19 protein-coding genes are annotated in these 25,763 nt (G+C 58.1%); 14 read left to right on the plus strand and 5 right to left on the minus strand.

Going from position 1 to position 25,763, the window contains the following annotated elements:
• The 5 genes from QK293_RS25000 to rlmJ form a co-directional block, all read left to right on the plus strand.
• On the plus strand, positions 1–1,089 hold a 1,089-nt coding region (locus QK293_RS25000; protein WP_282382374.1), incomplete at its 5' end, for an RHS repeat-associated core domain-containing protein.
• Positions 1,082–1,456 carry a hypothetical protein gene (locus QK293_RS25005; protein WP_282382376.1) on the plus strand — a complete coding sequence of 125 codons (375 nt, stop codon included), beginning with the start codon at positions 1,082–1,084 and terminating at the stop codon, positions 1,454–1,456. The genes QK293_RS25000 and QK293_RS25005, both read left to right, overlap by 8 nt.
• Positions 1,457–1,665: 209 nt before the next feature.
• Positions 1,666–2,082: a hypothetical protein gene (locus QK293_RS25010; protein ID WP_282382378.1), complete on the plus strand. Its 417-nt coding sequence runs from the start codon at positions 1,666–1,668 to the stop codon at positions 2,080–2,082.
• Between the two features lie 1,335 nt (positions 2,083–3,417).
• Positions 3,418–3,741, plus strand: a complete 324-nt coding sequence (locus QK293_RS25015) for a hypothetical protein (protein WP_282382380.1) — start codon at positions 3,418–3,420, stop codon at positions 3,739–3,741.
• 294 nt (positions 3,742–4,035) lie between these two features.
• Complete coding sequence (gene rlmJ, locus QK293_RS25020; RefSeq protein ID WP_282382382.1) at positions 4,036–4,875, plus strand: 23S rRNA (adenine(2030)-N(6))-methyltransferase RlmJ; 840 nt, start codon at positions 4,036–4,038, stop codon at positions 4,873–4,875.
• A 44-nt stretch (positions 4,876–4,919) separates the two neighbouring features.
• On the opposite strand, the gene msrA is transcribed toward rlmJ, so the two are convergent.
• The 5 genes from msrA to aceE all read right to left on the minus strand — a co-directional run bounded on the left by msrA (position 4,920) and on the right by aceE (position 14,820).
• Positions 4,920–5,567: a peptide-methionine (S)-S-oxide reductase MsrA gene (gene msrA, locus QK293_RS25025; protein ID WP_282382383.1), complete on the minus strand. Its 648-nt coding sequence runs from the start codon at positions 5,565–5,567 to the stop codon at positions 4,920–4,922.
• A 70-nt stretch (positions 5,568–5,637) separates the two neighbouring features.
• Positions 5,638–8,331: a GGDEF and EAL domain-containing protein gene (locus tag QK293_RS25030; RefSeq protein ID WP_282382385.1), complete on the minus strand. Its 2,694-nt coding sequence runs from the start codon at positions 8,329–8,331 to the stop codon at positions 5,638–5,640.
• Between the two features lie 193 nt (positions 8,332–8,524).
• Complete coding sequence (locus tag QK293_RS25035; RefSeq protein WP_282382388.1) at positions 8,525–9,919, minus strand: alkaline phosphatase D family protein; 1,395 nt, start codon at positions 9,917–9,919, stop codon at positions 8,525–8,527.
• A 270-nt stretch (positions 9,920–10,189) separates the two neighbouring features.
• Positions 10,190–12,163, minus strand: a complete 1,974-nt coding sequence (gene aceF / locus QK293_RS25040) for a dihydrolipoyllysine-residue acetyltransferase (protein WP_282382390.1) — start codon at positions 12,161–12,163, stop codon at positions 10,190–10,192.
• Positions 12,164–12,174: 11 nt separating this feature from the next.
• Entirely contained in the window at positions 12,175–14,820 is a 2,646-nt protein-coding gene (gene aceE, locus QK293_RS25045; RefSeq protein WP_282382392.1) for a pyruvate dehydrogenase (acetyl-transferring), homodimeric type, read from the minus strand.
• Between the two features lie 383 nt (positions 14,821–15,203).
• On the opposite strand from aceE, the gene glnE reads away from it, so the two are divergent.
• The 9 genes from glnE (at position 15,204) to QK293_RS25090 (ending at position 25,684) form a co-directional block, all read left to right on the plus strand.
• Positions 15,204–18,143: a bifunctional [glutamate--ammonia ligase]-adenylyl-L-tyrosine phosphorylase/[glutamate--ammonia-ligase] adenylyltransferase gene (glnE, locus tag QK293_RS25050; protein ID WP_282382394.1), complete on the plus strand. Its 2,940-nt coding sequence runs from the start codon at positions 15,204–15,206 to the stop codon at positions 18,141–18,143.
• 51 nt (positions 18,144–18,194) lie between these two features.
• Positions 18,195–19,229: a lipopolysaccharide heptosyltransferase II gene (gene waaF / locus QK293_RS25055; protein WP_282382396.1), complete on the plus strand. Its 1,035-nt coding sequence runs from the start codon at positions 18,195–18,197 to the stop codon at positions 19,227–19,229.
• Between the two features lies 1 nt (position 19,230).
• Positions 19,231–20,292 (plus strand): lipopolysaccharide heptosyltransferase I, encoded by a 1,062-nt coding sequence (gene waaC, locus QK293_RS25060; protein ID WP_282382398.1) that lies wholly within the window; start codon positions 19,231–19,233, stop codon positions 20,290–20,292.
• Positions 20,292–21,413: a glycosyltransferase family 4 protein gene (locus QK293_RS25065; protein WP_282382401.1), complete on the plus strand. Its 1,122-nt coding sequence runs from the start codon at positions 20,292–20,294 to the stop codon at positions 21,411–21,413. The genes waaC and QK293_RS25065 overlap by 1 nt, the downstream gene beginning before the upstream one ends.
• Positions 21,413–22,219, plus strand: coding sequence for a lipopolysaccharide core heptose(I) kinase RfaP (gene rfaP / locus QK293_RS25070; RefSeq protein ID WP_282382404.1), 807 nt, complete (start codon positions 21,413–21,415; stop codon positions 22,217–22,219). Before QK293_RS25065 ends, rfaP begins: the two co-directional genes overlap by 1 nt.
• On the plus strand, positions 22,219–22,953 hold the full coding sequence (locus QK293_RS25075) for a lipopolysaccharide kinase InaA family protein (protein ID WP_282382406.1): 735 nt from the start codon (positions 22,219–22,221) through the stop codon (positions 22,951–22,953). Before rfaP ends, QK293_RS25075 begins: the two co-directional genes overlap by 1 nt.
• Positions 22,950–23,702 carry a lipopolysaccharide kinase InaA family protein gene (locus QK293_RS25080; protein WP_282382408.1) on the plus strand — a complete coding sequence of 251 codons (753 nt, stop codon included), beginning with the start codon at positions 22,950–22,952 and terminating at the stop codon, positions 23,700–23,702. Before QK293_RS25075 ends, QK293_RS25080 begins: the two co-directional genes overlap by 4 nt.
• Positions 23,702–25,153: a lipopolysaccharide kinase InaA family protein gene (locus QK293_RS25085; protein WP_282382410.1), complete on the plus strand. Its 1,452-nt coding sequence runs from the start codon at positions 23,702–23,704 to the stop codon at positions 25,151–25,153. The genes QK293_RS25080 and QK293_RS25085 overlap by 1 nt, the downstream gene beginning before the upstream one ends.
• 195 nt (positions 25,154–25,348) lie before the next feature.
• Positions 25,349–25,684, plus strand: coding sequence for a YceK/YidQ family lipoprotein (locus tag QK293_RS25090; protein ID WP_282382428.1), 336 nt, complete (start codon positions 25,349–25,351; stop codon positions 25,682–25,684).
• The last annotated feature ends 79 nt before the right edge of the window (positions 25,685–25,763 follow it).

Genomic DNA, 25,763 nt, shown 5'->3' on the forward strand with positions numbered 1-25,763 from the left:
CGCCACTACGACTACGACGCCTTCGGCAACCTGATCCGCGAACGCCGCGGCACCGGGCAAAAACTCGTCACCGAATACCGCTACGACTGCCAGCACCGCTTGGTCGGCGTCACGACCCCGGACGGCCGTTGCTCAAATTATCGCTACGACGCCTTCGGCCGCCGCATCAGCAAAACCGTCGACGGCCACACCACCGAGTTCTTCTGGCAAGGCGACAACCTCATCGCCGAAAGCAGCCGCGAACACTACCGCAGCTACCTCTACGAACCGGGAAGCTTCCGCCCACTGGCCATGCTCGACGGCAAAGGCCCGCGCAAGGCCTGCCCGTTTTACTACCAACTCGATCACCTGGGTACGCCGCAGGAACTGACCGATTTTGGCGGCGAGATTGTTTGGTCGGTGAAGTACAACGCCTACGGCAAGATCACTCGCCTTGCGTTCGGCGGGGGCGAGCAGCTCGAGCAGCCCTTGCGTTTCCAGGGGCAGTACTTTGATGCCGAGAGCGGTCTGCATTACAACCGGCATCGGTACTATGATCCAGAGGTGGGTCGTTACCTGACGCCGGATCCGATCAAGTTGGCGGGCGGGCTGAACCCGTATCAGTACACGCCGAATCCGACGGGGTGGGTTGATCCGTTGGGGTTGAGCGGGAATTGTCCGCCACCGAATAAGCCTGGGTGTGGGGCGCCGGATGATGTTAGTGAGACGGTTGTTGATGGCGGTGCGGTAAAAACTCCAATCGCGAAGTCGCGTCCTAAAAATTTTAGGAATGACGAAAAGCTTGACCTTCATTATAAAAAACACGGGAGAAAAGAGTTCGACGCTCAGAGCAAAGAGGAATACCTACAAATTTCTCGTGATGTAGTGAACCAAGGCATAAAGGTGGAATATCCGTATGAAGGAGAAGTTAGAATTGCCTATTTACAACTTCTGGGTAATTCCCAGAGGAATGGTGATACAAAATTTGCATTTGTCGGTACAAATAATAGCGGCGATATCACGACCCTGCATGTAAAAAGTGGAAAGGATTTCTGGAAAATGTTAAACGGTGATGCAAAGGATAACGAGCTGAGGCCAGTAAATGACTAAGAAGTATAGTGCGCTTGTCATGGAGATTGATGAGGTCGTCGAAGAGGCGGTTGTTTTACTTGTCAATGGAGTAATAATTCAATGCTTTATTAACTACTGCCCATTTAAGATTGAAATCGGTAAAACGTACGAGGTTGAGTTTGAAATGGTTTTACCTGATAGCGTCGGCATGGAAGTAAGTCAGGATGAATATGTCGGAGTTGAAATGGAGGATGACAGTTTTTCATGTGTGTTAGCGGGCTATTTAGATGGTGCCGTATTAAGATCTTTTATTGATTTCGATGCTCAAGATATTCATTATGACTACCCGTTTTTTAACCAAAAATTTATTAAAATAAATGTGATTCGTATTGATGTGGCTTTCTGATTTTAGTGCAGGTTTTTTGAGCGGTGGGGGGCGGATGTATTCTCAATTCGCGGGCAAACCAACAAAGGGGGTGGATTTGTTTTTGCTGCCAGCTTCGAAAGTATTGGCAGTATTGATAAGAGCAAAAAATAAGCTCGCCCAAATTTTGTCCGCATTTTGCTGTATCTTTTTAGTGTTTTATTGTGTTTGTTATGGTCGGTTTTTGAAAAATGACGTTATTAATACCTTTTAAAAAGTTGATTTTTATATTGCGAGCTATGTATATGAATTTGGCGGGTAGTTCGGTTTCTGCTGTTCAGCAACAAACCACTAGCTGCGAACTTAATGGTGAAAGCAAGAGGTGGAGAGCCGTTCCAAGCTCTAGGTTTATAAGCCATAGAGCGCAGTTGAATGCTTATAATGAAGCGATGACAAGGGAGACTAGAAAAATGTCTCGTTTTACTGGGGAGGACAGTAAAGGAAATTTGTTAGTAAGAGTGGAGGCGGAAAATGTAGGTGAGGGATATGAGCCTAATCCTTTAGATCCAGCCAATCCGCGTTTCATTCCTCAGATGAATGCCTTTGAAATGAAATTCGACTTTGAGACATTGCAGCCTATAGCGTTTTATCCGATAGAGAAAATTTAATGCTGATGCATCCGTATCTGAACGTTCCATATAATCCAAGTGTAGAGCACTTTCTCGGTGGGTTCGATATATATGATCGCGAGGAGAGTCTTGGGGTTGAGTTGTCGGCGTACGATCCTGAGTGTCCTTCAGATAGAGAATGTTTAATATCCCGGTTTATTGTCAAACGCTTCGCAGCGTTGAGTTATCGGCATAAGTTTGTTTTGTTCTTTGTGTTGAGAGAGGCTTGATGGTGACTCGAGTGTGTTTGCTGAAATTTTGGAACATGATTCGAGGTCTCATTCCTCGCTTCCTCTTGGGTGGAATGAAATGAAAAATCCAAAGGCGTTTTTTGAGGATGTGTACGTCAAATTGTCCGAAGCGTGGGTTGATGATCTGTATAAAGCGAGTCAGGAGAACTTTTCAACTTGGTGAGGGCTAGTACTTCAGCTAAGGCTCAGGGTGCAGAATAATGAGCACTAGATTTTCCGCGTTATTCCAACTCCTTGCTCAACAAATAAATCCGTACCATTTATGTTGATGAGTGATATTTGACGGACTGCTGCTTTGAAGATAGTGAGATCTAGTCGCTTTGATGATGTCGACCACGATATTGGATATGAGTACCGTGGTTGCAACTACGAAATACAGAACGAAGAGGATGTGTTTCTGATCAGAATTTACGATGATGAGCCCGGACAGGCAACGGTAGTGCGTCCGACTGCGATGTCTAAAAACGGTAACCTTAGAAAGCTTATTGAGTTCTTACAATCCGAGCTAGGAGTATCCAAGATCTGTCTCTACAAGGGCGATTTGGGGAGCTACGCCGAGATCGATCTTGATAGCTTGGCATTCTGCTCCGTCTGAAGTCGGCGGCAAGAGTCGGGCAGGCGTTTTTACACACTCTGGGCCGAATTCTGTCGTTTGTTGAGCGGCAGCTATAGGTTGTGGATTCAACAGGTGGCTAAATCAAGCCAAGCTTCAGTGAAGCCTTTCGTCACGTTTGCTTTTTTGAGCGAAATTTCTGGGCAAAGTCGTCGGAAGTTTCCTTCAACTCGTATCGGTTTCCATGAACTGGTTCGAAATGCATTCCCTCGATAGTCTCTGGTGGTCACTGAAAATTCAGTGGCGGGGTGTAGGAACCCTTCAAAGTCGTTGGAAATGTATTAGCGTCGAAGCTTGGTTTGCGGCCGTTAACGTGCGTCCGTAATATCAGTTGCGGCGGCTGTGTGCGGGCACGCTTCGGCGTGGTCGAGTTTTCCAAAGGCCTCGATATTCCTACCCCGCGCATAGCTGCCACCCCAGCCTGTAGGAAGGCTGATGGCAGTTCCTGTTTACTGCCTCTGGAATTTGAAAATGAAAAGTCTTCACCCCGATCCACCCTACGAAAAACCAACCCCCCATCCCCAAAGCCGCTTCATGGCGCTCACCAGCAATTGCGACGACATGCCAACCCTGTTCGTCGACACCCAAGCGCCGCTTGATGTTTTGTATGACGCTGCCAGCTACCGAATTCGCGCCGTCACTCAAGTGATGGAGAACCTGTCCATGCGTGGTTCGATTGAGTGTCAGTCCTTCATTCTCAGTGACTTTGCCTTGCTCTGCGCCATTCCGTTGCGGGATGGGTGTGATGTGCTGGATGTTCTTGGGCGGCGGTTACGGGCGCGGTCTTTGGAGTAGGTGTAAGGCTTTAGATCCATCCCCCTCACCCTAGCCCTCTCCCCGAGGGGCGAGGGGATTGACCGAGGTGTTTGGGGAGTTTGCTGCGACCTGCGACTGCAGGGTGAACTTGGCTTGGCCAAGCTTGAGTTCACTTTGATCGTTCAGGTCGATGGAGGCCGAGAGATTGCCAAAATCAGTCCCCTCGCCCCCTAGGGAGAGGGTTAGGGTGAGGGGGGCTTTGCCCGCTCGGCTGCGAGGTCCTGACGTTCGCCTCGGTACAAGGTAAACTCCCCGCCCTTCGCAGGAGCAATCATGAATTATCGTCACGCCTTCCATGCCGGCAATCACGCCGATGTGTTCAAACACCTGACTTTGACCCGCCTCATCGCTTTGATGTCGCGCAAGGAGCAGCCGTTTGCCTATCTCGACACTCACGCCGGCATTGGTCTGTATGACCTGCAGGGTGATCAGGCGAGCCGTACCGGTGAGTACCTGGAAGGCATTGCGCGTTTGTGGGATCAGCCGGATCTGCCGGCGTTGACCGCGGATTACATGAAGGTGCTGCACGACATGAACCCGGATGGCCAGTTGCGCTATTACCCGGGTTCGCCGGAGTTGGCGCGCCGTCTGACGCGGCCGCAGGATCGGGTGATGCTCAACGAGAAGCACCCGGAAGACGGTGTGTTGCTCAGAGATAATATGGCGGGCGACCGTCGGGTGAAGGTGCATTTGGGCGAAGGCTGGCATGTGCCGCGTGCGATGTTGCCGGTGCAGGAGAAGCGGGCGGTGATGTTGATTGATCCGCCGTTCGAGCAGCTTGATGAGATGCAGCGCTGTGCGGCGTCGTTGAAAGAGGCGATTGGCCGGATGCGGCAAACCGTGGTGGCGATCTGGTACCCGGTGAAGGACCCGCGCATGTTGCGTCGGTTTTATCAGGATTTGGCGGGTAGTGGCGCGCCGAAGTTGTTGCGGGTGGAGTTGCTGGTGCATCCGCTGGATACGCCGAACAGTTTGAACGGGTCCGGGTTGGCAATTGCGAATCCACCGTGGGGGCTGGAAGAGGAATTACGTGAACTGCTGCCGTGGTTGTCCAAGAAGTTGGGACAGACACAGGGTGGGTGGCAGATGGATTGGTTGATTGCCGAGAGTTGACCGGTGATCGTTCCCACGCGCGTGGGAACGATCAGATCAAAAGATTAGATCGGGCAGGTAACGCCAGTACCACCAATTCCGCAATACCCTTCAGGGTTTTTGGCCAGGTATTGCTGGTGATACGCCTCGGCGAAGTAGACCGTCGGCGCTTCTTCGATTTCGGTGGTGATGGTGCCTTTGCCTGCCTTGGTCAGTTCGGCCTGGAACACCTGCTCGCTGTGCTTGGCGGCTTCCAGCTGCGTCGGGTTGGTGGCGTAGATCACCGAGCGGTACTGCGTGCCGATGTCGTTGCCCTGACGCATGCCCTGAGTTGGGTTGTGCAATTCCCAGAACATCTTCAGCAGCTCTTCGTAGCTGACTTTTGCCGGCTCGTAGACCACCAGTACCACTTCGCTGTGGCCGGTCAGGCCCGAGCAGACTTCTTCATACGTCGGGTTCGGCGTAAAACCCCCGGCGTAACCCACCACCGTACTGACCACACCTTCGCGCTGCCAGAACTTGCGTTCCGCGCCCCAGAAGCAGCCGAGGCCGAAGATGGCGAAATCCACATCAGTGACGAACGGGCCCAGCAGCGGCGCGTCGTGGACGAAGTGTTTTTCTGGCAGGGTCATTGGGGTTTCGCGGCCAGGCAGAGCTTGTTCTTGAGTCGGGAGCACGTTTTTGTTCACCAGAATTTCCGAGCGCAGAACCATGATCAGTCCTCTCAGTCAGGTTGGGATGTAAAAAGTCAGACACGCAGTTTGCCCGAGTGTTACGCCGCTGTCAGGCGATCGGGCCACGCGGATAGCGCTTGAGCTTTTCGATCAGCTCGGAGCCCGGTATCGGTCGGTCGAACAGGTAGCCCTGGCCAACGTCGCAGCGGTGACGGCGCAGGAAGGCCAACTGCTCGGCAGTCTCGATGCCTTCAGCCACGACCTTGAGTTTCAGGTTGTGGGCCATGGCGATCACCGCGGAGGTGATTTCCATGTCGTCCTGGTTGTCCGGGATTTCGTGGATAAAGCTTCGATCAATCTTAATGATGTCGATCGGGAATTTTTTCAAGTAACTGAGCGACGAGTAACCGGTGCCGAAGTCATCCATGGCCAGGGTCAGGCCCAGACGCTTGAGTTGCTCGAGCTGCAAGTGGGTGTCTTCGGTGGCTTCCAGCAGCAGGCCTTCGGTGAGTTCGAGTTCCAGCAGGTTTGCCGGCAGCGCTTCTTCTTTGAGGATATTGGCGATGGACGACACCAGGTCCGGGTCGGAGAACTGCTTGGGCGAGAGGTTGATTGCCACCTGAAGATTGCCCAGGCCAGCGGCCGTCAGGTCTTTGCTCATGCGGCAGGCCTGGCGGGCGATCCATTTACCGATGGGAATGATCAGCCCGGTTTCTTCGGCGACGCTGATGAACTGGTCCGGGCGGATCATGCCTTTTTCCGGATGGTTCCAGCGCAGCAAGGCTTCCATCCCGAGCAGGCGACCGCTGCGCAGGCAGAGCTTGGGCTGATAGAAAACGTCCAGCTCGTTCTGGGTCAGGGCGCGGCGCAGGTTGTTCTCGACGAACAGCTTGTAACTGGCCTCGGCGTTCAGCGCTTCGGTGAACACTTGAACCTGGTGTTTGCCGTTGGCCTTGGCCTTGTGCAGCGCCAGGCCGGCGTTGCGCATCAGGGTTTGCGGGTCGCGGCCATGCAACGGCGCGCAGGCCAGGCCCACTGAACCGGTGACGCTGATCAGCTGATTGTCGACGAACATCGGTTTGTCGAGGGTCATCAGCAATTCGCTGGCGATCTGTTGGCCCGCACGCAGGTCGGTGTTGTCCAGCAGCACGGCGAATTCGTTACTGGCAAACCGCGCCAGGCTGCCACTCGGGCTCAGGCTATTGCGCAGGCGTCTGGCCAGGCTGATCAACAGTTTGTCGCCGGTCTGGTGGCCGAGGCTGTCGTTGATCCGCTTGAAGTTGTCGATGTCGACCAGCAGCAGGCTGATAGGGGTATCGCTGTCTCGGGCGAAGCGTTCATCGAGGTTGCGGATAAACGACGGACGGTTGCCGAGGTTGGTCAGGTTATCGGTGTAAGCCAGACGTTCGATGCGCTGCTGAGCGAGTTTGGTCTGGGTGATGTCTTCGTAGATGCCGATGTAATGGGTCAGTTCACGGTTGTCGCCGTAGACCTTGGAAATCGACAACTGGCCCCAGTAGGGTTCGAGGTTTTTGCGGCGACTTTTGAACTCGCCTTGCCAGCTGTTGCTCTTGGCCAGCGCCGAGGGCGCGTCGAACAACAGTTCGCTGAGATTTTCCAGTGCCGGCAGTTCCGACAGCCGCTGGCCGTGGACTTCTTCGGTGCTGTACTGGGTGATCGCCGTGAAGCTCGGGTTGACGTATTCCACCACGCCATCGCAATTGACCAGCAAAAAGGCGTTGGCGCTTTGCTCTACCGCACGCTGGAACAGGTGCAGGGCGCTGGTGGCGGTGCGGCGGTTATGGTTGTTGATGACCTGAGCGAATTGATCCGCCAGTTCGCCGGCGAAAGCGATTTCGTCCGATTGCCAGGCGCGGGTCGTACCGATCTGCTCCAGGCAGAGTACGCCGACCACTTGGCCGTCGACGCGGATGCTGGCGTCGAGCATCGCATTCACATCGCGCGGGCGCAGGCTTTCGGCCATTTCCCGGGTGCGTGGGTCGCGCATGGCGTTATGAGCATCGATGGCGCGGCCGGTGTGCAAGGCTTCCAGGTAATCAGGGAAGTGACTGACATCGATCGGCTCCGGCAGTTGGTATTTCTGGCTGGCGCGGTGATAGGCCGAGATCGGCACGAGCAGCGAACCTTCGAGGTTCCACAGGCTGGCGCAGTCGATTTCGTAAATGTCACAGGCACTGCGAGTGATCAGCTCGGCGGCTTCTTGCAGGGAGTTGTTGCTGCGGTAGCGCTGGCGGGTGAGCAGCAGGATCAAGTCTTGCTGGGCGCGCACCCGGTCCAGGTGCAGGAGCTGTTCCTGCTGAGCGAGTTGATTGAGCGCCAGGGCGATTTGCAGGCGAGAGTTCTGGGTTTCCAGGTCCAGGGCCGGCAGCAGTTGCTTGCCCTCGAAAAGGCTGTCGACCACCAGCAGGTAGCCGCGCAGTAGGTGTCGGTTGTGTTGCTTGTAGGCTTCGCCCAATTCCAGCAGGTTCAAGGCTCCTGCGGCGGTGTGCAAGGTGTAGCGGATCTGGTAATTCGTACTTTCGGTGAGCTGCTGCTGGACCTCGTCATGCAGCTGATAGCGCGCTTCAGGTTCCATCAGGCTGGCGTACGGTGAGTCGACTAGAGCACAGAGGTCCACCGCCGGCAGGCCGAACTGTCGTTCGCAATTGGGATCGAGAAACAGCAGTGCCCAGCTTGGTTCATTCAGCCGTTCGAAACGCAGCATGCCGAGCCGCGAGGGCACAGGCAACTGCGTCACTACCTCGGCCACCATACGGCTGGCGGCATCGGGTTGGCTTTTCATTGAGGGAAACTCGCTTCGAATATGCTGATCGCGCCGGGCTCTCGCCCTCTTTACTGTTGTCTGCGGCAAGGTTGCATCATTGCGGCACTGACTGACAAGAGACATGAAGGCCAAGTGCTATAAGAATACATCGGCAGGGACGAAGATTTCTTCAGCAAGAGGTCGAAAACTAATGAATCTGGCCTTCATGGGCTTAGCGCAACGTGATACTGGCCGATTCTAAAAGCTTGCCGTCCCGGTCGTGATAGTTGACCTGAACCTTCTCCTGATCAACGACCAGATGGGCAAAGTTGTCCTCGCTGACCACCTTGCTAGTCAGTTCATGCCGATAGTCGCCCGCGACCGTTTGCACCAGTGGCTGATCGAGAATGAATGTGGATGCCTTGGCATACGGCAGCAGTTTGCTGTTGCACAGCGGTGACGACACGATGGTGTGCATTTCGAAGTCCGGGTCCTCGCTGTGGGTCAGGCGACTGGTCAGGGAGCCGTGGACATCGCCCGAAATGAAGAAGACGTTCTTGATGCGGTGTGTACGAATCGTCTCCAGCAGCCGTAGTCGTTGTTCCGGGAAGGCTTTCCAGGCGTCATCGCCATGGGCTTTGCGGTCGGGATAGAACATCACGCTGGTGACCACGAATTTGACCCTGGCCGGGCTGTGGATCAGCCATTTGCACAAAGCCTGTTCCTGCTCTTTGTCGAGAATGCGTCGATCATCGGCCGACAGGTTGCGGCGGGTTCGGCTGTCGGTGACAAACCATTCGATATCGCCTTCGGCGAACTGATACCCATACTGTTCCAGTTTTTTACTTGGTTGTCCGTTGGCTAGAAGTTCATGGGCCGGACTATGGCTGGTTTGATATAACTCGTACGCCGCCATAGCGTTCTTATATAAGTAGTCATCGGCTTTACTCTTGTTGGCAGGCCAGTTGTCTTCTATTTCATGGTCGTCGAGGATCATGTAAGTCGGCACACTGGACATTAATTTTGCAATATTGGGTTGGGAAAAAGCCGCACGGTACTTACTGAGTATGGCCTTGTATTCCCGGTCGGGCGCAATGACGTTCAGGTCATCGACATAAATTTGATCACCGGTCATCAGCAGGGCGCTGATGGGCGGTTCGGCCTGCTGCGCCAGATTCGTGACAGAGGCGAAGATTCGATCCCCCAGATGCGCTGCAGACGGGATGCCAGCAGTCATGCGCAGGTAACGACATGAGCCGACGATATAGGCCCGTGGAATCGTGCCTTTGCTGGACTGCGTGCGAAACCGGTAGATCTCCCGCGGCCATTGCAGCGGCAACTCCTGAACCGTTTCCACGGTATGCACCGGGCTCATGGGACTGAACCAGCCCGCCTGGTATTCGTAGTCGGTATCGGCGGCCAGATCGTTGAGTGCAATGACATCGGACATGTCGCGCACGATCGTCAATTTTGCAAATGCACCTTGGGACCAGCGTTCTTCGCCAGGTTGGCGATAACGAATGCCTGCAAATACCGGTGCGTTGTTTTGAAATTCGCCGCGCAAGAAGATGCGTGTGTGATTAGTTGTAGTGTGGCCAATAATAGGGCCGACAGTCGGTTTGAACATGTTCGAATCCGTTCGAAGTAATGCTAACTAAGCAAGAGAGACTGATGATGTTTAAATCAATAATCAGTTGGGCTAAGCCTAGTTAATGGTGCGCAAAAAATATCGGGTGAAAGTGGACTTGAGTTGTGGGCGACGTCAGCCACGAATGTAGGAAGAAACTTTCTTCCAGGCAAAAAAAGCCCCGCCAAACTGGCGGGGTTGAGGTACGAGCGTGGCGCTCGGAAAACGTGGAACGCAACAGGCCCTCCGGTGAAGGAGGACCGATCGGTGTTACAGCAGGATGGTGCGGATGTCCGCCAGCAGATCGCTCAGACGCTTGGTGAAGCGTGCAGCAGCGGCGCCGTTGATCACACGGTGATCGTAGGACAACGACAGTGGCAGCATCAGTTTCGGCTGGAAGGCTTTGCCGTCCCAGACTGGCTGGATGGTTGCCTTGGAAACACCGAGGATCGCCACTTCCGGCGCGTTGACGATCGGCGTGAAGCCGGTGCCGCCAATGTGGCCGAGGCTGGAAATGGTGAAGCAGGCGCCTTGCATGTCGTCTGCGGTGAGCTTTTTGTCGCGGGCTTTGGCGGCCAGTACGGCGGCTTCGGCTGCCAGTTGCAACAGGCTCTTCTGGTCGACGTTCTTGATGACCGGTACCAGCAGACCTTCAGGTGTGTCGACCGCGAAGCCGATGTTCACGTACTTCTTGCGGATGATCGCTTTACCGCTGGGTGCCAGCGAACTGTTGAAGTCCGGCAGTTCCTTGAGCAGGTGCGCGCACGACTTGAGTAGCAGTGGCAGGATGGTCAGCTTGACGCCAGCCTTCTCTGCAACGGCTTTCTGAGCGATACGGAACGCTTCCAGGTCGGTGATATCAGCCGAATCGAACTGAGTCACGTGCGGAATGTTCAGCCAGCTGCGGTGCAGGCTCGACGCGCCGATTTGCATCAGGCGGGTCATCGGCACTTCTTCGGTTTCACCGAAGCGGCTGAAGTCCACGACCGGAATCGGCGGGATGCCCGCGCCGCCGGTTGCGCCGCCAGCAGCGGCCGGTGCTTCCTTGGCCTTCTGCATCATGGCTTTGACGTAAACCTGCACGTCTTCTTTCAGCACACGACCGTGCGGGCCGCTTGAGCTGACCGCGCTCAGCTCGACGCCGAACTCACGAGCCAGTTGGCGCACCGCAGGACCTGCGTGAACCTTGGCGCCTGGTTTGGCCGGTGCAGCAGCCGGTGCGGCCGGTGCCGGAGCGGCGGCTGCAGGAGCAGCTTCAGCCTTGGCAGCCGCAGGTGCTGGTGCAGCAGCGGCCGGAGCCGGGGCAGCAGGCGCAACGCCTTTGACTTTCAACTTCAGGATCAGGTCGCCAGTACCGACTTCGTCATCCAGCTTGATGGAAACGCTTTCCACTACGCCAGCGGCAGGCGATGGAATTTCCATGCTCGCCTTGTCGGATTCCAGGGTAATCAGCGACTGGTCGGCTTCAACGGTGTCGCCGGCCTTGACCAGCACTTCGATGATCTTGGCCTTGCCGGCCGAGCCGATGTCCGGGACGTGAATGTCCTGAACGCTGTCAGCGACCGGTGCAGCCTGTGCCGCAGCGGCTGGCGCTGGAGCAGCGGCAGCAGGTGCCGCCGCCTGAGCGGGTGCGGCCGCAGCCGGTGCCGCAGCACCTGCCACTTTCAGCGCCAGAATCAGGTCGCCGGTACCGACTTCGTCGTTGAGCTTGACGCTGATGCTTTCGACCACGCCAGCGGCGGGCGAAGGGATTTCCATGCTGGCTTTGTCGGATTCCAGGGTGATCAGCGATTGATCAGCCTCGACGGTGTCGCCGACCTTGACCTGGATCTCGATGATCTGGGCCTTGCCCGACGAACCGATGTCCGGCACGTGCACTTGTTGAGTGGTTGCAGCAGCCGGCGCGGCAGCAGGAGCAGCCGGCGCCGGGGCCGCAGCCGGTTTTGCTTCAGCTTTGGCAGCCGGCGCAGCGGCAGCGGCAGCGGCAGCCGCAGGGGCCGCAGCAGCGGCACCTTCGACTTCCAGCTCGAGCAATTCGTCGCCTTCTTTCAGGCGATCACCCAGCTTCACTTTCAGGCTTTTAACGATGCCGGCCTTGGGAGCAGGGATTTCCATGCTCGCCTTGTCCGACTCAAGCGTCAGAATGCTCTGGTCGGCTTCGATACGGTCGCCGACCTTCACAAATAGTTCGATTACTTCACCTTCACCGCTGCCGATGTCAGGTACGCGAATGAGTTCGATCACAGAGTGTCTCCTCAGCAGTCCAGTGGGTTGCGTTTTTCCGGGTTGATCCCGAACTTGGCGATGGCTTCAGACACCACCTTAGGTTCGATATCACCACGGTCAGCCAAGGCTTCCAGGGCTGCCAACACCACGAAATGACGGTCGACTTCGAAGAAGTGACGCAGCTTCTTGCGGCTGTCACTGCGGCCGAAACCGTCGGTGCCCAGGACTTTGAATTCCTTGGACGGGACCCACTGACGAATTTGCTCAGCGAACAGCTTCATGTAGTCGGTAGAGGCGATGACCGGACCCTGACGGCCGTTCAGGCACTCTTCGACATAACTCAATTTAGGCTTCTGGCCCGGGTGCAGACGGTTGCTGCGCTCTACGGCCAGGCCGTCGCGACGCAGTTCGTTGAAGCTGGTAACGCTCCAGACATCAGCGCCGACGTTGAACTGTTCACGCAGGATCTTCGCCGCTTCGCGCACTTCACGCAGGATGGTGCCGGAGCCCATCAGCTGAACGTGGTGCGCCGCTTCGCGGGTGTCTTCCTCGAGCAGGTACATGCCCTTGATGATGCCTTCCTCGACACCGGCCGGCATGGCTGGCTGCTGGTAGGACTCGTTCATCACGGTGATGTAGTAGAAAACGTCCTGCTGCTCTTCGGTCATCTTCTTCATGCCGTCCTGAATGATCACCGCCAGCTCATAGCCGTAGGTAGGATCAAAGGTGCGGCAGTTCGGGATGGTGCCAGCCAGGATGTGGCTGTGACCGTCTTCGTGTTGCAGGCCTTCGCCGTTCAGCGTGGTCCGGCCGGCGGTGCCGCCGATCAGGAAGCCACGGGTGCGGCTGTCGCCAGCGGCCCAGGCGAGGTCGCCGATACGCTGGAAGCCGAACATCGAGTAGAAGATGTAGAACGGCAGCATTGGCTGGTTGTGGCTGGAGTACGAAGTACCGGCAGCGATGAAGGAGCTCATGGCGCCCGCTTCGTTGATGCCTTCTTCGAGAATCTGGCCCTTCTTGTCTTCGCGGTAGAACATCACCTGGTCTTTATCGACTGGCTCGTAGAGCTGGCCGACGGACGAGTAGATGCCCAGCTGACGGAACATGCCTTCCATACCGAAGGTACGGGCTTCGTCCGGGATGATCGGGACGATGCGTTGGCCGACTTCCTTGTCCTTGACCAACTGCGCCAGGATGCGCACGAATGCCATGGTGGTGGAGATTTCACGGTCGCCCGAACCATCCAGGATCGCCTTGAGGGTATCCAGTGGCGGGGTTGGAATGTCGAAGCTTTTGGCGCGACGCTGTGGCACGAAACCGCCCAGTGCAGTGCGACGTTCGCTCAGATAACGGGCTTCGGCGCTGCCTACTTCGGGTTTGAAGAACGGCAGGTTTTCCAGCTCGGAGTCTTTAACCGGAATGTCGAAACGATCGCGGAACAGCTTCAGGCTTTCAACATCAACTTTCTTGGTGTTGTGCGCCGTGTTCTTCGCTTCGCCGGCACCGGTGCCATAACCTTTGATGGTCTTGGCCAGGATGACGGTGGGTTGTTCTTTGTGGTTGACCGCTTCGTGGTACGCCGCGTAGACCTTGTACGGGTCGTGGCCGCCACGGTTGAGTTTCCAGATCTCGTCGTCGGACAGATCAGCAACCATCGCCTTGAGTTCTGGCGTGTTGAAGAAGTGTTCACGCACGAACGCGCCGTCTTTGGCTTTGTAGTTCTGGTACTCGCCGTCGATGACTTCGTCCATGCGGCGTTGCAGGATACCGTCGACGTCTTTGGCCAACAGTGGGTCCCAGAAACGGCCCCAGATGACTTTGGTCACGTTCCACTGAGCACCGCGGAACACGCCTTCGAGTTCCTGGATAATCTTGCCGTTGCCGCGAACCGGGCCATCAAGGCGCTGCAGGTTGCAGTTAATGACGAAGATCAGGTTGTCGAGCTTCTCGCGGCCAGCCAGCGAGATCGCGCCCAGGGATTCCGGCTCGTCACACTCGCCGTCGCCCAGGAAACACCAGACTTTTTGCTTGCCTTCGGGGATAAAACCACGGGCTTCCAGGTACTTCATGAAGCGTGCCTGGTAGATCGCCTGGATCGGACCCAGACCCATGGATACGGTCGGGAACTGCCAGAAATCAGGCATCAGCCAAGGGTGCGGATAGGACGACAAGCCCTGGCCGTCGACTTCCTGGCGGAAGTTGTTCATCTGGTCTTCGGTGATGCGGCCTTCCATGAACGCACGGGCGTAAACGCCTGGCGAGGTGTGACCCTGGAAGTAGATCAGGTCGCCGCCGTGTTCGTCGGTCGGGGCCTGGAAGAAATAGTTGAAGCCGATGTCGTACAGCGTGGCGCTGGAGGCGAAGCTGGAGATGTGACCGCCCAGGTCAGAATCTTTCAGGTTCGTACGCATTACCATGGCCATCGCGTTCCAGCGAACCAACGAGCGAATGCGGCGTTCCATGAACAGGTCGCCAGGCATGCGTGCTTCGTGGGTAACGGGGATCGTGTTGCGGTATGGCGTGGTGATGGCGTAAGGCAATTGCGAACCGCTACGGGTTGCGAGTTCACCCATACGGGTCATCAGATAGTGAGCGCGGTCTTCGCCTTCTTTGTCGAGAACCGATTCCAGGGCGTCCAGCCATTCCTGGGTTTCGACGGGATCGAGGTCTTGCATGGCTTGCTCCAGGGCGGAAAGGCTTCCAGAATCGGTTGCCTGAGTTTGCGACTGGCCTTGTGGGCAGACGATATAAATTCTTGGATTGCCGAGAGGTTGTTCCGGCGGCGTGTAGTTTTACTACAAATCATCGGGCATTTCAGCCTTTCGAATGTATATACGAGTAGTAAAACTACAGATGAGCGGCTTGTGGCCTCCAGCTGCGTTGTGAGAATAATCGTTAAGGTTGGTCTTTAGCCAACCAGAAAAGGTGAAAGCTTGATGCTGTCTGCCAAAAATAAAGAAATTTCAGCTATTTCTAACCTTTGTTCGACAGTCGATCACGTAGTGCATTCTGGCGAATCACTACATGCAGCCCTCTACACGCCGATCAAGGATAGACCATGAGCCTCCCTTCGCTTGCCGTACTGCCCGGCATTCTCCTGCCGTTTGTCACCCGCGCCGAGCAGTCGTTCCGTACGGCCGTCGCCGGGCTGGACGACGACCATGGTCTGTCTGGCTGGACGCCTGATCGCTGGGCGCAATGGGCCCGTGTCACCGCTGCCAGCGATTTCGTGATCGAGCAGAGCGTGCGTGATCCGTTGATGTTGCTGGAACTGGTGCAGTCCGGTGAGCTGGATCGAAGTTTTGTTCCCGGCGAGCTCTGCGCACAGATTGCGACGGCGGTAAATGAAGCGGAAACCGAAGATGGACTGGGTCGCGCCCTGCGTCGTCAACGTACCCGCCATCAAGTGCGGATCATTTGGCGCGACCTGACTCGTCAGTGCGATTTGATCCAGACCTGTCGCGACCTCTCGGACATGGCCGATGCCAGCATCGATCAGGCCTATCAGTGGTTGTACTCGCGGCATTGTCAGCAGTTCGGCGTGCCGACCGGTCGGCGCAGCGGCGAGCCACAGCAAATGGTCATCCTCGGCATGGGCAAGCTTGGCGCGGTGGAGCTCAACCTGTCGTCGGACATTGACCTGATCTTCGCCTATCCCGAGGGCGGCGAAACCGTCGGCGTGAAGCGCTCGCTGGATAATCAGGAATTTTTTATTCGTCTCGGTCAGCGGCTGATCAAGGCGTTGGACCCGATGACCGTCGACGGTTTTGTATTTCGCGTCGACATGCGCCTGCGGCCTTACGGTTCGGCCGGCGCATTGGTGTTGAGCTTCAACGCGCTGGAGCAGTATTACCAGGATCAGGGTCGCGACTGGGAACGCTACGCGATGATCAAGTCGCGGGTGGTGGCCGGCGATCAAGTGGCCGGCGCGCAATTGCAAGACATGCTGCGGCCGTTCGTCTACCGGCGCTACCTCGACTTCTCGGCGATCGAAGCGCTGCGCACCATGAAGCAGCTGATTCAGCAGGAAGTCCGGCGCAAGGGCATGGCCGACAACATCAAACTCGGCTCCGGTGGCATTCGTGAAGTCGAATTTATCGCCCAGGCGTTCCAGCTGATCCACGGCGGCCGCGACCTGAGCCTGCAGCAACGTCCTCTATTAAAAGTACTGAGCACGCTGGAAGGTCAGGGTTATCTGCCGCCGGCGGTGGTCAGCGAATTGCGCGAAGGCTACGAATTCCTGCGTTACACCGAACATGCGATCCAGGCGATTGCCGACCGCCAGACCCAGATGCTGCCGGACGGTGCGCAGGATCAGGCGCGCATCGCCTTTATGATGGGTTTCGCCGATTGGACCGCTTTCCACGAACAGCTCATGTATTGGCGCGGCCGTGTGGCGTGGCACTTCGGCCAAGTGATCGCCGATCCCGATGAAGAGCAAGGCACCGAAAGCGAAGTGGTGGTCGGCGGTGAATGGCTGCCGCTTTGGGAAGAGGCTCAGGATGAAGAGGCCGCTTGCCGCCAGTTGGAACAGGGCGGTTTTGCCGATGCCGGCAAGGCGCTGAGAGCCTTGGCGGGCTTGCGCGGCAGTCCACAATTGCGGGCCATGCAGCGTCTGGGGCGTGAACGCCTCGATGCCTTTATTCCACGATTACTGGCTCAGGCCGTGGAGCACGCCAATCCGGATCTGGTGTTGGAGCGGGTACTGCCACTGGTGGAAGCCGTGGCCCGTCGTTCCGCGTATCTGGTGTTGCTGACCGAGAACCCCGGCGCGCTGCGACGCTTGTTGACTCTGTGCGCCGCGAGCCCGTGGATCGCCGAACAGATCACCCGCTTCCCGTTGCTGCTCGACGAATTACTCAATGAAGGTCGGCTGTTCAAGCCGCCGCTGGCGCCGGAACTGGCCGCCGAGTTGCGCGAGCGTTTGACGCGGATTCCCGAAGACGACCTCGAACAACAGATGGAAGCCCTGCGGCATTTCAAGCTGGCGCACCGTTTGCGGGTTGCCGCTTCGGAAATCGCCGGCAGCCTGCCGTTGATGAAGGTCAGTGATTACCTGACCTGGCTCGCCGAAGCGATTCTCGAACAAGTGCTGGCCCTGGCCTGGCGCCAGACCGTGGCCAAATACGGCACGCCGCTGCGTACCGACGGCACTTTGTGCGATCCCGGCTTCATCATTGTCGGTTACGGGAAAGTGGGCGGTCTGGAACTGGGGCATGGTTCGGACCTGGACCTGGTGTTCATCCACGATGGTGATCCGCAGGCAGAAACCGACGGGCCGAAGCCTATCGACGGCGCGCAATTCTTCACTCGGCTGGGGCAGCGGATCATTCACTTACTGACGGCCCAGACCAACTCCGGTCAGCTGTATGAGGTGGACATGCGCCTGCGGCCGTCCGGCGCGTCGGGGTTGCTGGTGAGTTCGCTCGGGGCGTTTGCCCGGTATCAGGAAAACGAAGCCTGGACCTGGGAGCATCAGGCGCTGGTGCGGGCGCGGGTGCTGGTGGGCAGTCCGGACGTCGGCCAGGCGTTCGAGAAAGTCCGTGCGGCGGTATTGGGCAAGCTGCGGGACCTTGCGACCTTGCGCCAGGAGGTCAGTGAGATGCGCGCCAAAATGCGCGATAACCTTGGCAGCAAGAGCACCGCGGCCGGCACCGCGGCAAATGCCTTCGAGGCCACGGCGCCGTTCGATCTCAAGCAGGACGCCGGAGGTATCGTCGATATTGAATTTATGGTGCAATACGCGGCCTTGGCGTGGTCTGAGACACACCCGCCGTTGCTGCGCTGGACCGACAACATCCGCATCCTGGAAGAGCTGGAACACGAAGGGCTGATGCCCGCCGAAGACGCCAGCCTGTTGCGTGAGGCCTACAAAGCCTACCGCTCCGCCGCCCACCGGCAGGCCTTGCAGAAGGACGCCGGGGTGATACCGGGCGACCAGTTCGTGGACGAACGGCGGCAGGTAGTGCGGATCTGGCGCGAGCTGGGGCTAAGCTGATTCTCGAGACGGGGAGGCATAAAGCCTCCCCGGCTCGTTTTTGGAAACCACATGAAAATTCTGATCGTTGGGCCCAGTTGGGTCGGTGACATGGTGATGGCGCAGACACTGTTTCAGTGTCTCAAGCAGCGCCACCCGCAATGCGAAATCGACGTGCTGGCCCCCGAGTGGAGCCGGCCGATTCTTGAGCGCATGCCCGAAGTCCGCCAGGCCTTGAGCTTTCCGCTCGGTCACGGTGTTTTGGAGCTGGCGACGCGTCGGCGTATCGGCAAATCCCTGGCCGGCCAGTACGACCAGGCGATCCTGCTGCCCAATTCCCTGAAGTCGGCCTTGGTGCCGTTCTTCGCCGGCATCCCGAAACGCACCGGCTGGCGTGGCGAATTTCGCTACGGCCTGCTCAATGACGTGCGCACGCTGGATAAAGAACGTTATCCGCTAATGATCGAGCGCTTCATGGCCCTGGCCTATGAGTCCGGTGCGGAGCTGCCGAAACCTTATCCACGCCCGAGCCTGCAGATCGACCCGGTCACTCGCGAAGCGGCAATGGCCACGTTCGGCCTGGCCCTCGACCGCCCGGTGTTGGCGCTGTGCCCCGGCGCCGAGTTCGGCGAGTCCAAGCGCTGGCCGTCCGAGCACTACGCCAAAGTGGCCGAAGCGAAGATCCGCGAAGGCTGGCAAGTCTGGCTGTTCGGTTCGAAAAACGATCACGCGGTCGGCGAAGACATCCGTTCGCGGCTGATTCCCGGTCTGCGTGAAGAGTCGGTGAACCTCAGCGGCGGCACCTCCCTGGCCGAAGCCATCGACCTGATGTCCTGCGCCGACGCGGTGGTGTCCAACGACTCCGGCCTGATGCACGTCGCCGCCGCGCTGAATCGCCCGCTGGTGGCAGTCTACGGCTCGACGTCGCCGGGTTTCACACCGCCACTGGCCGAGCACGTCGAGATCGTGCGCCTGGGCATCGAATGCAGTCCGTGCTTCGATCGCACGTGCCGCTTCGGTCATTACAACTGCCTGCGCCAGCTCATGCCGCAAGCGGTGAACGAAGCCTTGCAGCGTTTGCAGGGCACTGTGGTCGAGGTCAAATAGTTTGCGGGTACTGCTGATCAAGACTTCTTCGCTGGGCGACGTGATTCACGCGTTGCCGGCGCTGACCGACGCGGCGCGGGCGATCCCCGGCATCACGTTCGACTGGGTGGTGGAAGAAGGCTTCGCCGAAATCCCGACCTGGCACCCGGCCGTGGGCAAGGTGATTCCCGTGGCGATCCGTCGCTGGCGCAAAAACATCTGGCAGACCCTCAAGAGTGGTGAGTGGAAGCGCTTCAAGCAAAGCGTTCGCGCCAACCAATACGATCTGGTGATCGATGCCCAGGGCCTGCTGAAAAGTGCGTTGCTGACCCGATATGCCAAAGCCCCGGTGGCCGGGCTGGATAAAAACTCGGCCCGTGAGCCGATTGCCGCACGTTTTTATTCCCGGCGTCTGGCCGTGGCCCGTGGGCAACACGCGGTGGAGCGGGTGCGTCAGCTGTTCGCCGTGGCGTTGGGGTACGACCTGCCCAAAGGCTTGGGCGATTACGGCCTGAACGTCGAACGACTGGTGGAATTGCCGCGCAAGAATGCTTACGTGGTGTTCCTGCACGGCACCACGTGGGACACCAAACACTGGCCTGAAGCCTATTGGCGCGAGTTGGCCGAGCGCGTCGGCTATCTCGGCGTCGGGGTGAAGCTTGCGTGGGGCAACCCGATCGAAAAAGCCCGAGCCGAACGCATCGCCAAAGACATGAAACACGTCGAAGTGCTGCCCAGGCTGAACCTGGCCGGTGTCGGCAAGGTGCTGGCCGGCGCGCAAGCCTGCGTGGCGGTGGACACCGGTCTCGGTCATCTCGCCGCCGCACTGGACGTGCCGACGCTGTCGCTGTTTGGCCCGACCAACCCGGGCCTGACTGGCGCCTACGGCAAGTCGCAGATTCACATGGCCAGCGACTTCCCTTGCGCGCCATGCCTGCAAAAGAAATGCACCTATCAACCGACGGCCCAAGATGCCCGTCAGTTTGACCTTAAACGCGAGTGGCCCCTGTGCTTCACGCGTCTGAATCCCGAGCGTGTCGCGACCCGACTGAGCACGTTGTTACTGGCTGAGGAGCTGCGCTGATGCAACTGGCATTCGTCTTGTACAAGTACTTTCCCTTTGGCGGCTTGCAGCGCGATTTCATGCGCATCGCCCTGGAATGTCAGCAGCGCGGCCATCAGATTCGGGTCTACACGCTGATCTGGGAAGGCGACATTCCACCCGGCTTCGAAGTGTTGGTGGCGCCGGTCAAAGCGTTCTTCAATCATCGACGCAACGAGAAGCTCAGCGAATGGATGGAGGCTGATCTGGCCAAGCGTCCGGTGGACCGTTTGATCGGCTTCAACAAGATGCCGGGTCTGGACGTCTACTACGCCGCCGACGGTTGCTTCGAAGACAAGGCGCAAAACCTGCGCAACTCGCTGTACCGTCGCTGGGGTCGCTACCGGCACTTCGCGGAATACGAGCGCGCCGTGTTCGCCAAGGATGCCAAGACCGAAGTGCTGATGATTTCCGAAGTCCAGCAGCCGCTGTTCATCAAGCATTACGACACGCCGCTTGCGCGCTTCCATTTGCTACCGCCCGGTATTTCTCAAGATCGGCGCGCGCCGGCCAATGCCGCCGAGATCCGCGCCGAGTTTCGTCGCGAATTCAACCTGAAAGACGATGAACTGCTGCTGGTGCAAATTGGCTCCGGGTTCAAGACCAAAGGCGTGGATCGCAGCCTCAAGGCGCTGGCCGCATTGCCCGCCGATCTGAAGAAACGCACCCGGCTGTTTGTAATTGGCCAGGACGACCCCAAATTATTCCAGATGCAGAGCGCTACATTGGGGCTCGGCGATAACGTGACGTTCCTCAAGGGGCGCAGTGACATCCCGCGTTTTCTGCTCGGCGCCGATCTGTTGATCCACCCGGCGTACAACGAAAACACCGGGACCGTGTTGCTCGAAGCCCTGGTGGCCGGCCTGCCGGTGCTGGTGAGCGCGGTCTGTGGTTACGCCCATTACATCGCCGAGGCCGACGTTGGTCTGGTGCTGGACGAACCTTTCGATCAGGCGCAGCTGACTCAGTACCTGACCGGCATGTTGAACGACGCTCAAGCACGGGCGGCCTGGAGCCGCAACGGTCTGGCCTTCGCCGAGACGGCCGACCTCTATAGCATGCCGCAGCACGCGGCCGATGTGATTCTGGCGGAGCACGCTTAATGAAGTTGATGCTGGCTGAACCGTTCAAGAGCCTCTGGGCCGGACGCGACCCGTTCGCCGAAGTCGAGGGTCTCCAGGGCGAGGTGTACCGCGAACTTGAAGCGCGCCGGACCCTGCGTACCGAAGTCAATGGCAACGGCTTTTTCGTGAAGATCCACCGTGGCATTGGCTGGGGTGAAATCTTCAAGAACCTGCTCACTGCCAAGCTGCCGGTGCTCGGTGCCGGCCAGGAATGGAAGGCCATTGCGCGCCTGCAAGAAGTCGGTGTGCCGACCATGACCGCCGTGGCTTACGGCGAGAAGGGCAGTAACCCGGCAGACCAGCATTCGTTCATCGTCACCGAAGAGCTGGCGCCCACGGTCAGCCTCGAAGACTTCAGCATCGACTGGGTCAAGCAGCCGCCCGAGCCGAAACTCAAGCGTGCGCTGATTGCCGAGGTCGCGCGCATGACCGGCATGATGCACCGCGCCGGAGTCAACCATCGCGACTGCTACATCTGCCACTTTCTGCTGCACACCGACAAACCGGTGACGGCCGACGATTTCAAGCTTTCGGTGATCGACCTGCACCGCGCCCAGACCCGCCCTTCGGTCACTCAGCGCTGGCGCAACAAGGACCTGGCGGCGCTGTACTTTTCGGCCCTGGACATTGGCTTGACCCGGCGTGACAAATTGCGTTTCCTCAAAGGTTATTTCCAGCAGCCCCTGCGCCAGATACTGGGCGAAGAAGCCGGGTTGCTCGCCTGGCTGGAAGGCAAGGCCAACAAGCTCTACGACCGTAAACAGCGATATGGGGATGCGCTCTGATGGCGGGTTGGAAACTGGAACCTGCGTACAGCGATCTGGCAGAAGATTTCGGCAGTCTTGAGGCTGTGTTCGCGCTTCAGGGCGAGCGCCTGACCCGCGACCTGTTATCCGAGGTCATTCGCGTCCAGCGCAATGGCGTCAACTATTACGTCAAACGCTACGTGGGTGCCGGCAAAGGTCTGCGCCGTTACTTGGGCAAACCCCGGGTGAAAGCCGAGTGGCAGAATCTCAAGCGCTTCGCCAAGTGGGGGATTCCCACTGCCGAAGTGGTGGCCTGGGGCCTGGAACGTCGTGGTGCGGCGTACGATCGTGGGGCGATGATTACCCGTGAGCTGCCGCATACCGAAGACTTGTCGGCCCTGGCCGAGCGGCATGATCCAAAGCTGGCGGACCGCGCCTGGGTCGACAACGTCAGCCGGCAGCTGGCGGGTTATACCCGGACCATGCACGACCATCGTTTCACCCATAACGATTTGAAGTGGCGCAACCTGCTGATCGACGATGAGCCCCGGCTGTTTTTGATCGATTGCCCCAATGGTGATTTCTGGCGTGGCTTTTGGCTCAAGTACCGGATCACCAAGGACTTGGCGTGTCTGGACAAGGTCGCCAAGTATCACTTGTCGGCCACCCAGCGCCTGCGCTTTTACCTGCAATACCGCCAGCGTGATCGGCTGAATGCCGCCGACAAAAAAAGGATCCGGCACGTGGTGAGATTTTTCGAGGGGCGCGAATGACTGATTTTCTGGCCGCTGAAGACCGTGCGCTGCTTGAGCGTCACGGCCTCGGCACCTTCGACGCACTCTGGGCCAAGCAGCTCGACGCTGTGGACGAGCCCAACACCGCACGCGGTGGCTGGAGCAGCGTGTTTCGGCTGGATCTGGAGGGTCATGGCTACTACCTCAAACGGCAGAGCAACTACCAGATGCGCACCTTGCATGCGCCCTTTGGCGAGCCGAGCTTTGCCCGTGAGTTTCGCAATATCAGTCGATATGAAAAGTTCGGTATTCCAGCGCTGAAGGCGGCATTCTTCGGTGAGCGCAAGGTCAACGGCGAAGTCCGGGCGATTCTGCTGACCCGTGCCCTGGACGGTTGGGATGACCTGGATTCGCTGTTGCAGCGCTGGTCGGACCTGAGTTCGGCGCAGCATTCGGCGATTATGAAGGCCTGTGGTCAACTGGCTCGGCGCCTGCACGGCGCGCGTCAGGTTCACGGTTGCTTCTACCCCAAACACATTTTTCTCCAGGCCACCGGCGACGGTTACCTGGCCCAGCTGATCGACCTGGAAAAGACCCGGCCGTTGCTGTTTGGTCTGCGTGACCGGGCGAAAGATCTGGAGCCGTTGCTGCGCCGGGCACCTCAGTGGAACGAAACGCAGTTGCGCGAGCTGCTGGCTGCCTATCTGGATCAATCCCAGGACAGCTCGTTGATCGACAGCTGGCTGGCGCGACTGACCGCGCGGCGCACTCACAAGGAGGCGTGCTGATGCGTTTGTCCGAGCTGAAAAACGCTGGCCGCAGCCCCGGCCTGCCGCTGAACATTTCACTGGCCGATGCCGCCGGCCCTGCCGAGTTGCAATTGCTGAGTCTGTTGCGGGTGTTGCCGGGGCAGCGTTATGTCGGTGCCGGCGTCTGGCGTGGCCGGCCGGTGCTGGCCAAGTTGTTGGTCGGCAGCAAAGCGGCGCGGCATTTCCAGCGTGAACTGGACGGCGTGCGGTTGCTGGCGGCTCAGGGGTTGACCACGCCGTTGCTGCTGGCTGATGGCCTGAAGGACGGCGAGGGCGGTTGGCTGCTGTTCGATTTCCTTGAAGGCGCCGAAAGCCTTGGGGATGCCTGGAAGCAGGTCGAACACTTGCCGATGCTGGCGGATGAGCAATCGGCGGTATTGGCCGATGCGCTGGGTGCGATTGGTCAATTGCACCGCAAGGGCCTGTGGCAGGAAGACTTGCACCTGGACAACCTGCTGCGCCAGGGCGGCCGGCTGTATTTGATCGATGGTGCCGGGATTTGTGCGGAAACGCCTGGCCAGCCGCTGTCTCGACAGAAAGTCCTGGAGAATCTCGGGGTGTTTTTCGCCCAGTTGCCCAAGACGCTGGAACCCTACACCGAAGAGCTGCTGGTGTATTACCTGCTGAGCAACGGCGAGCATGCACTGCCCATGGAAGCGCTGCAGAAGCAGATCAGCAAGGTCCGCAGCTGGCGCCTCAAAGACTTCCTGATCAAGGTCGGCCGCGAATGCACGCTGTTCAGTGTCCAGCGCGGAGCGTTCGGGTTACGGGCGATTCGCCGCGAAGAAGAAGCGGCGATGCTGCCGGTGCTGGAGCAGGCCGATGCGTTGCTCGATCAGGGCCATCTGTACAAGACCGGCGGCGCGGCGAGCGTCGGCAAGGTCGAGGTGGCCGGTCGTACGCTGGTGATCAAACGCTACAACATCAAAGGTTTTGCCCATTGGCTCAAACGCTTCTGGCGCCCGAGTCGTGCCTGGCATTCCTGGCGCGAAGGCAATCGCCTGGCGTTTCTCGGCATCGCCACGCCCAAGCCGTTGGCGTTGCTGGAGAAGCGTTTCCTCTGGTTGCGCAGTCGAGCTTATCTGGTGACCGAGTATTTACCGGGGCCGGATATCATCGAGCGCTTTGCACCTTATGTTGAAGGCGGTGAGGCGCCGGAAGCCGAGTTGCTGGCGCTGGATCATTTGTTTGCCGAGCTGATTCTTGAGCGGATCAGTCATGGGGATTTCAAAGGGCATAACCTGTTCTGGCAGCAAGATCGCTGGGCGCTGATTGATTTGGATTCGATGTGTCAACACGGCTCGCTCAGTAGCTTTGCCCCGGCGTATGCGCGGGATCGGGCGCGGTTCATGCGTAACTGGCCGGAGAGTAGCGCGCTTTATCAGGTCATTGATCAGCGTCTTCCCAAGGATATCTCCAGCGTTGCTTGAATCCCTTCGCGAGCAGGCACGCTCCCACAGAACCACCGTGTTGACGGAAAGGCTCAGGGCGTGAAGGGGCCAGACCAGCCACTCGAGATTAAGGGACAGGTTTTTATGAATCGTCCTACATGATCTACAGAGCCCATGAACTGTGCCCTGAATAGCCGCGATGCTAGTTTGCCTGACGTTCACGGAGGGCAGATTTTGACGATAAAAATGGCGGTGTTGCTGGGCACTTTCTCATTGGCGTTATCGGGCTGTGGGACCGCTGTTACGGTGCTGCAGGATGATGCCGAGGCTACCCGCGGCCTCAGGAAGCAAAAGACTTATTGTCAATCCATTCCCCGTATTTACAGCGGTCTGGCTTACGATTTTTGTGTGCTGAATGCGCCGCCGGACCCCACGGGTTTTCTTGTGCCGTTCGTTCTGCTGGATCTGACGTTGTCTGGTGTTCTGGACACCGTTGCATTGCCCTACACGATTTACCGGCAGACAACCGACGGCAATATCAGTATTTACTGGAGGTCAGGCCGCGGATGAGCAATCCCGCCTGCTTTCGTCCGGATCATCTTTACAGGGGCAATATGCGCTGGGTCATTCCCGCCATGTTTACGCTATA

The sequence above is a fragment of the Pseudomonas sp. AL03 genome, assembly GCF_029960815.1.
In the GTDB taxonomy this organism is placed as follows: domain Bacteria; phylum Pseudomonadota; class Gammaproteobacteria; order Pseudomonadales; family Pseudomonadaceae; genus Aquipseudomonas.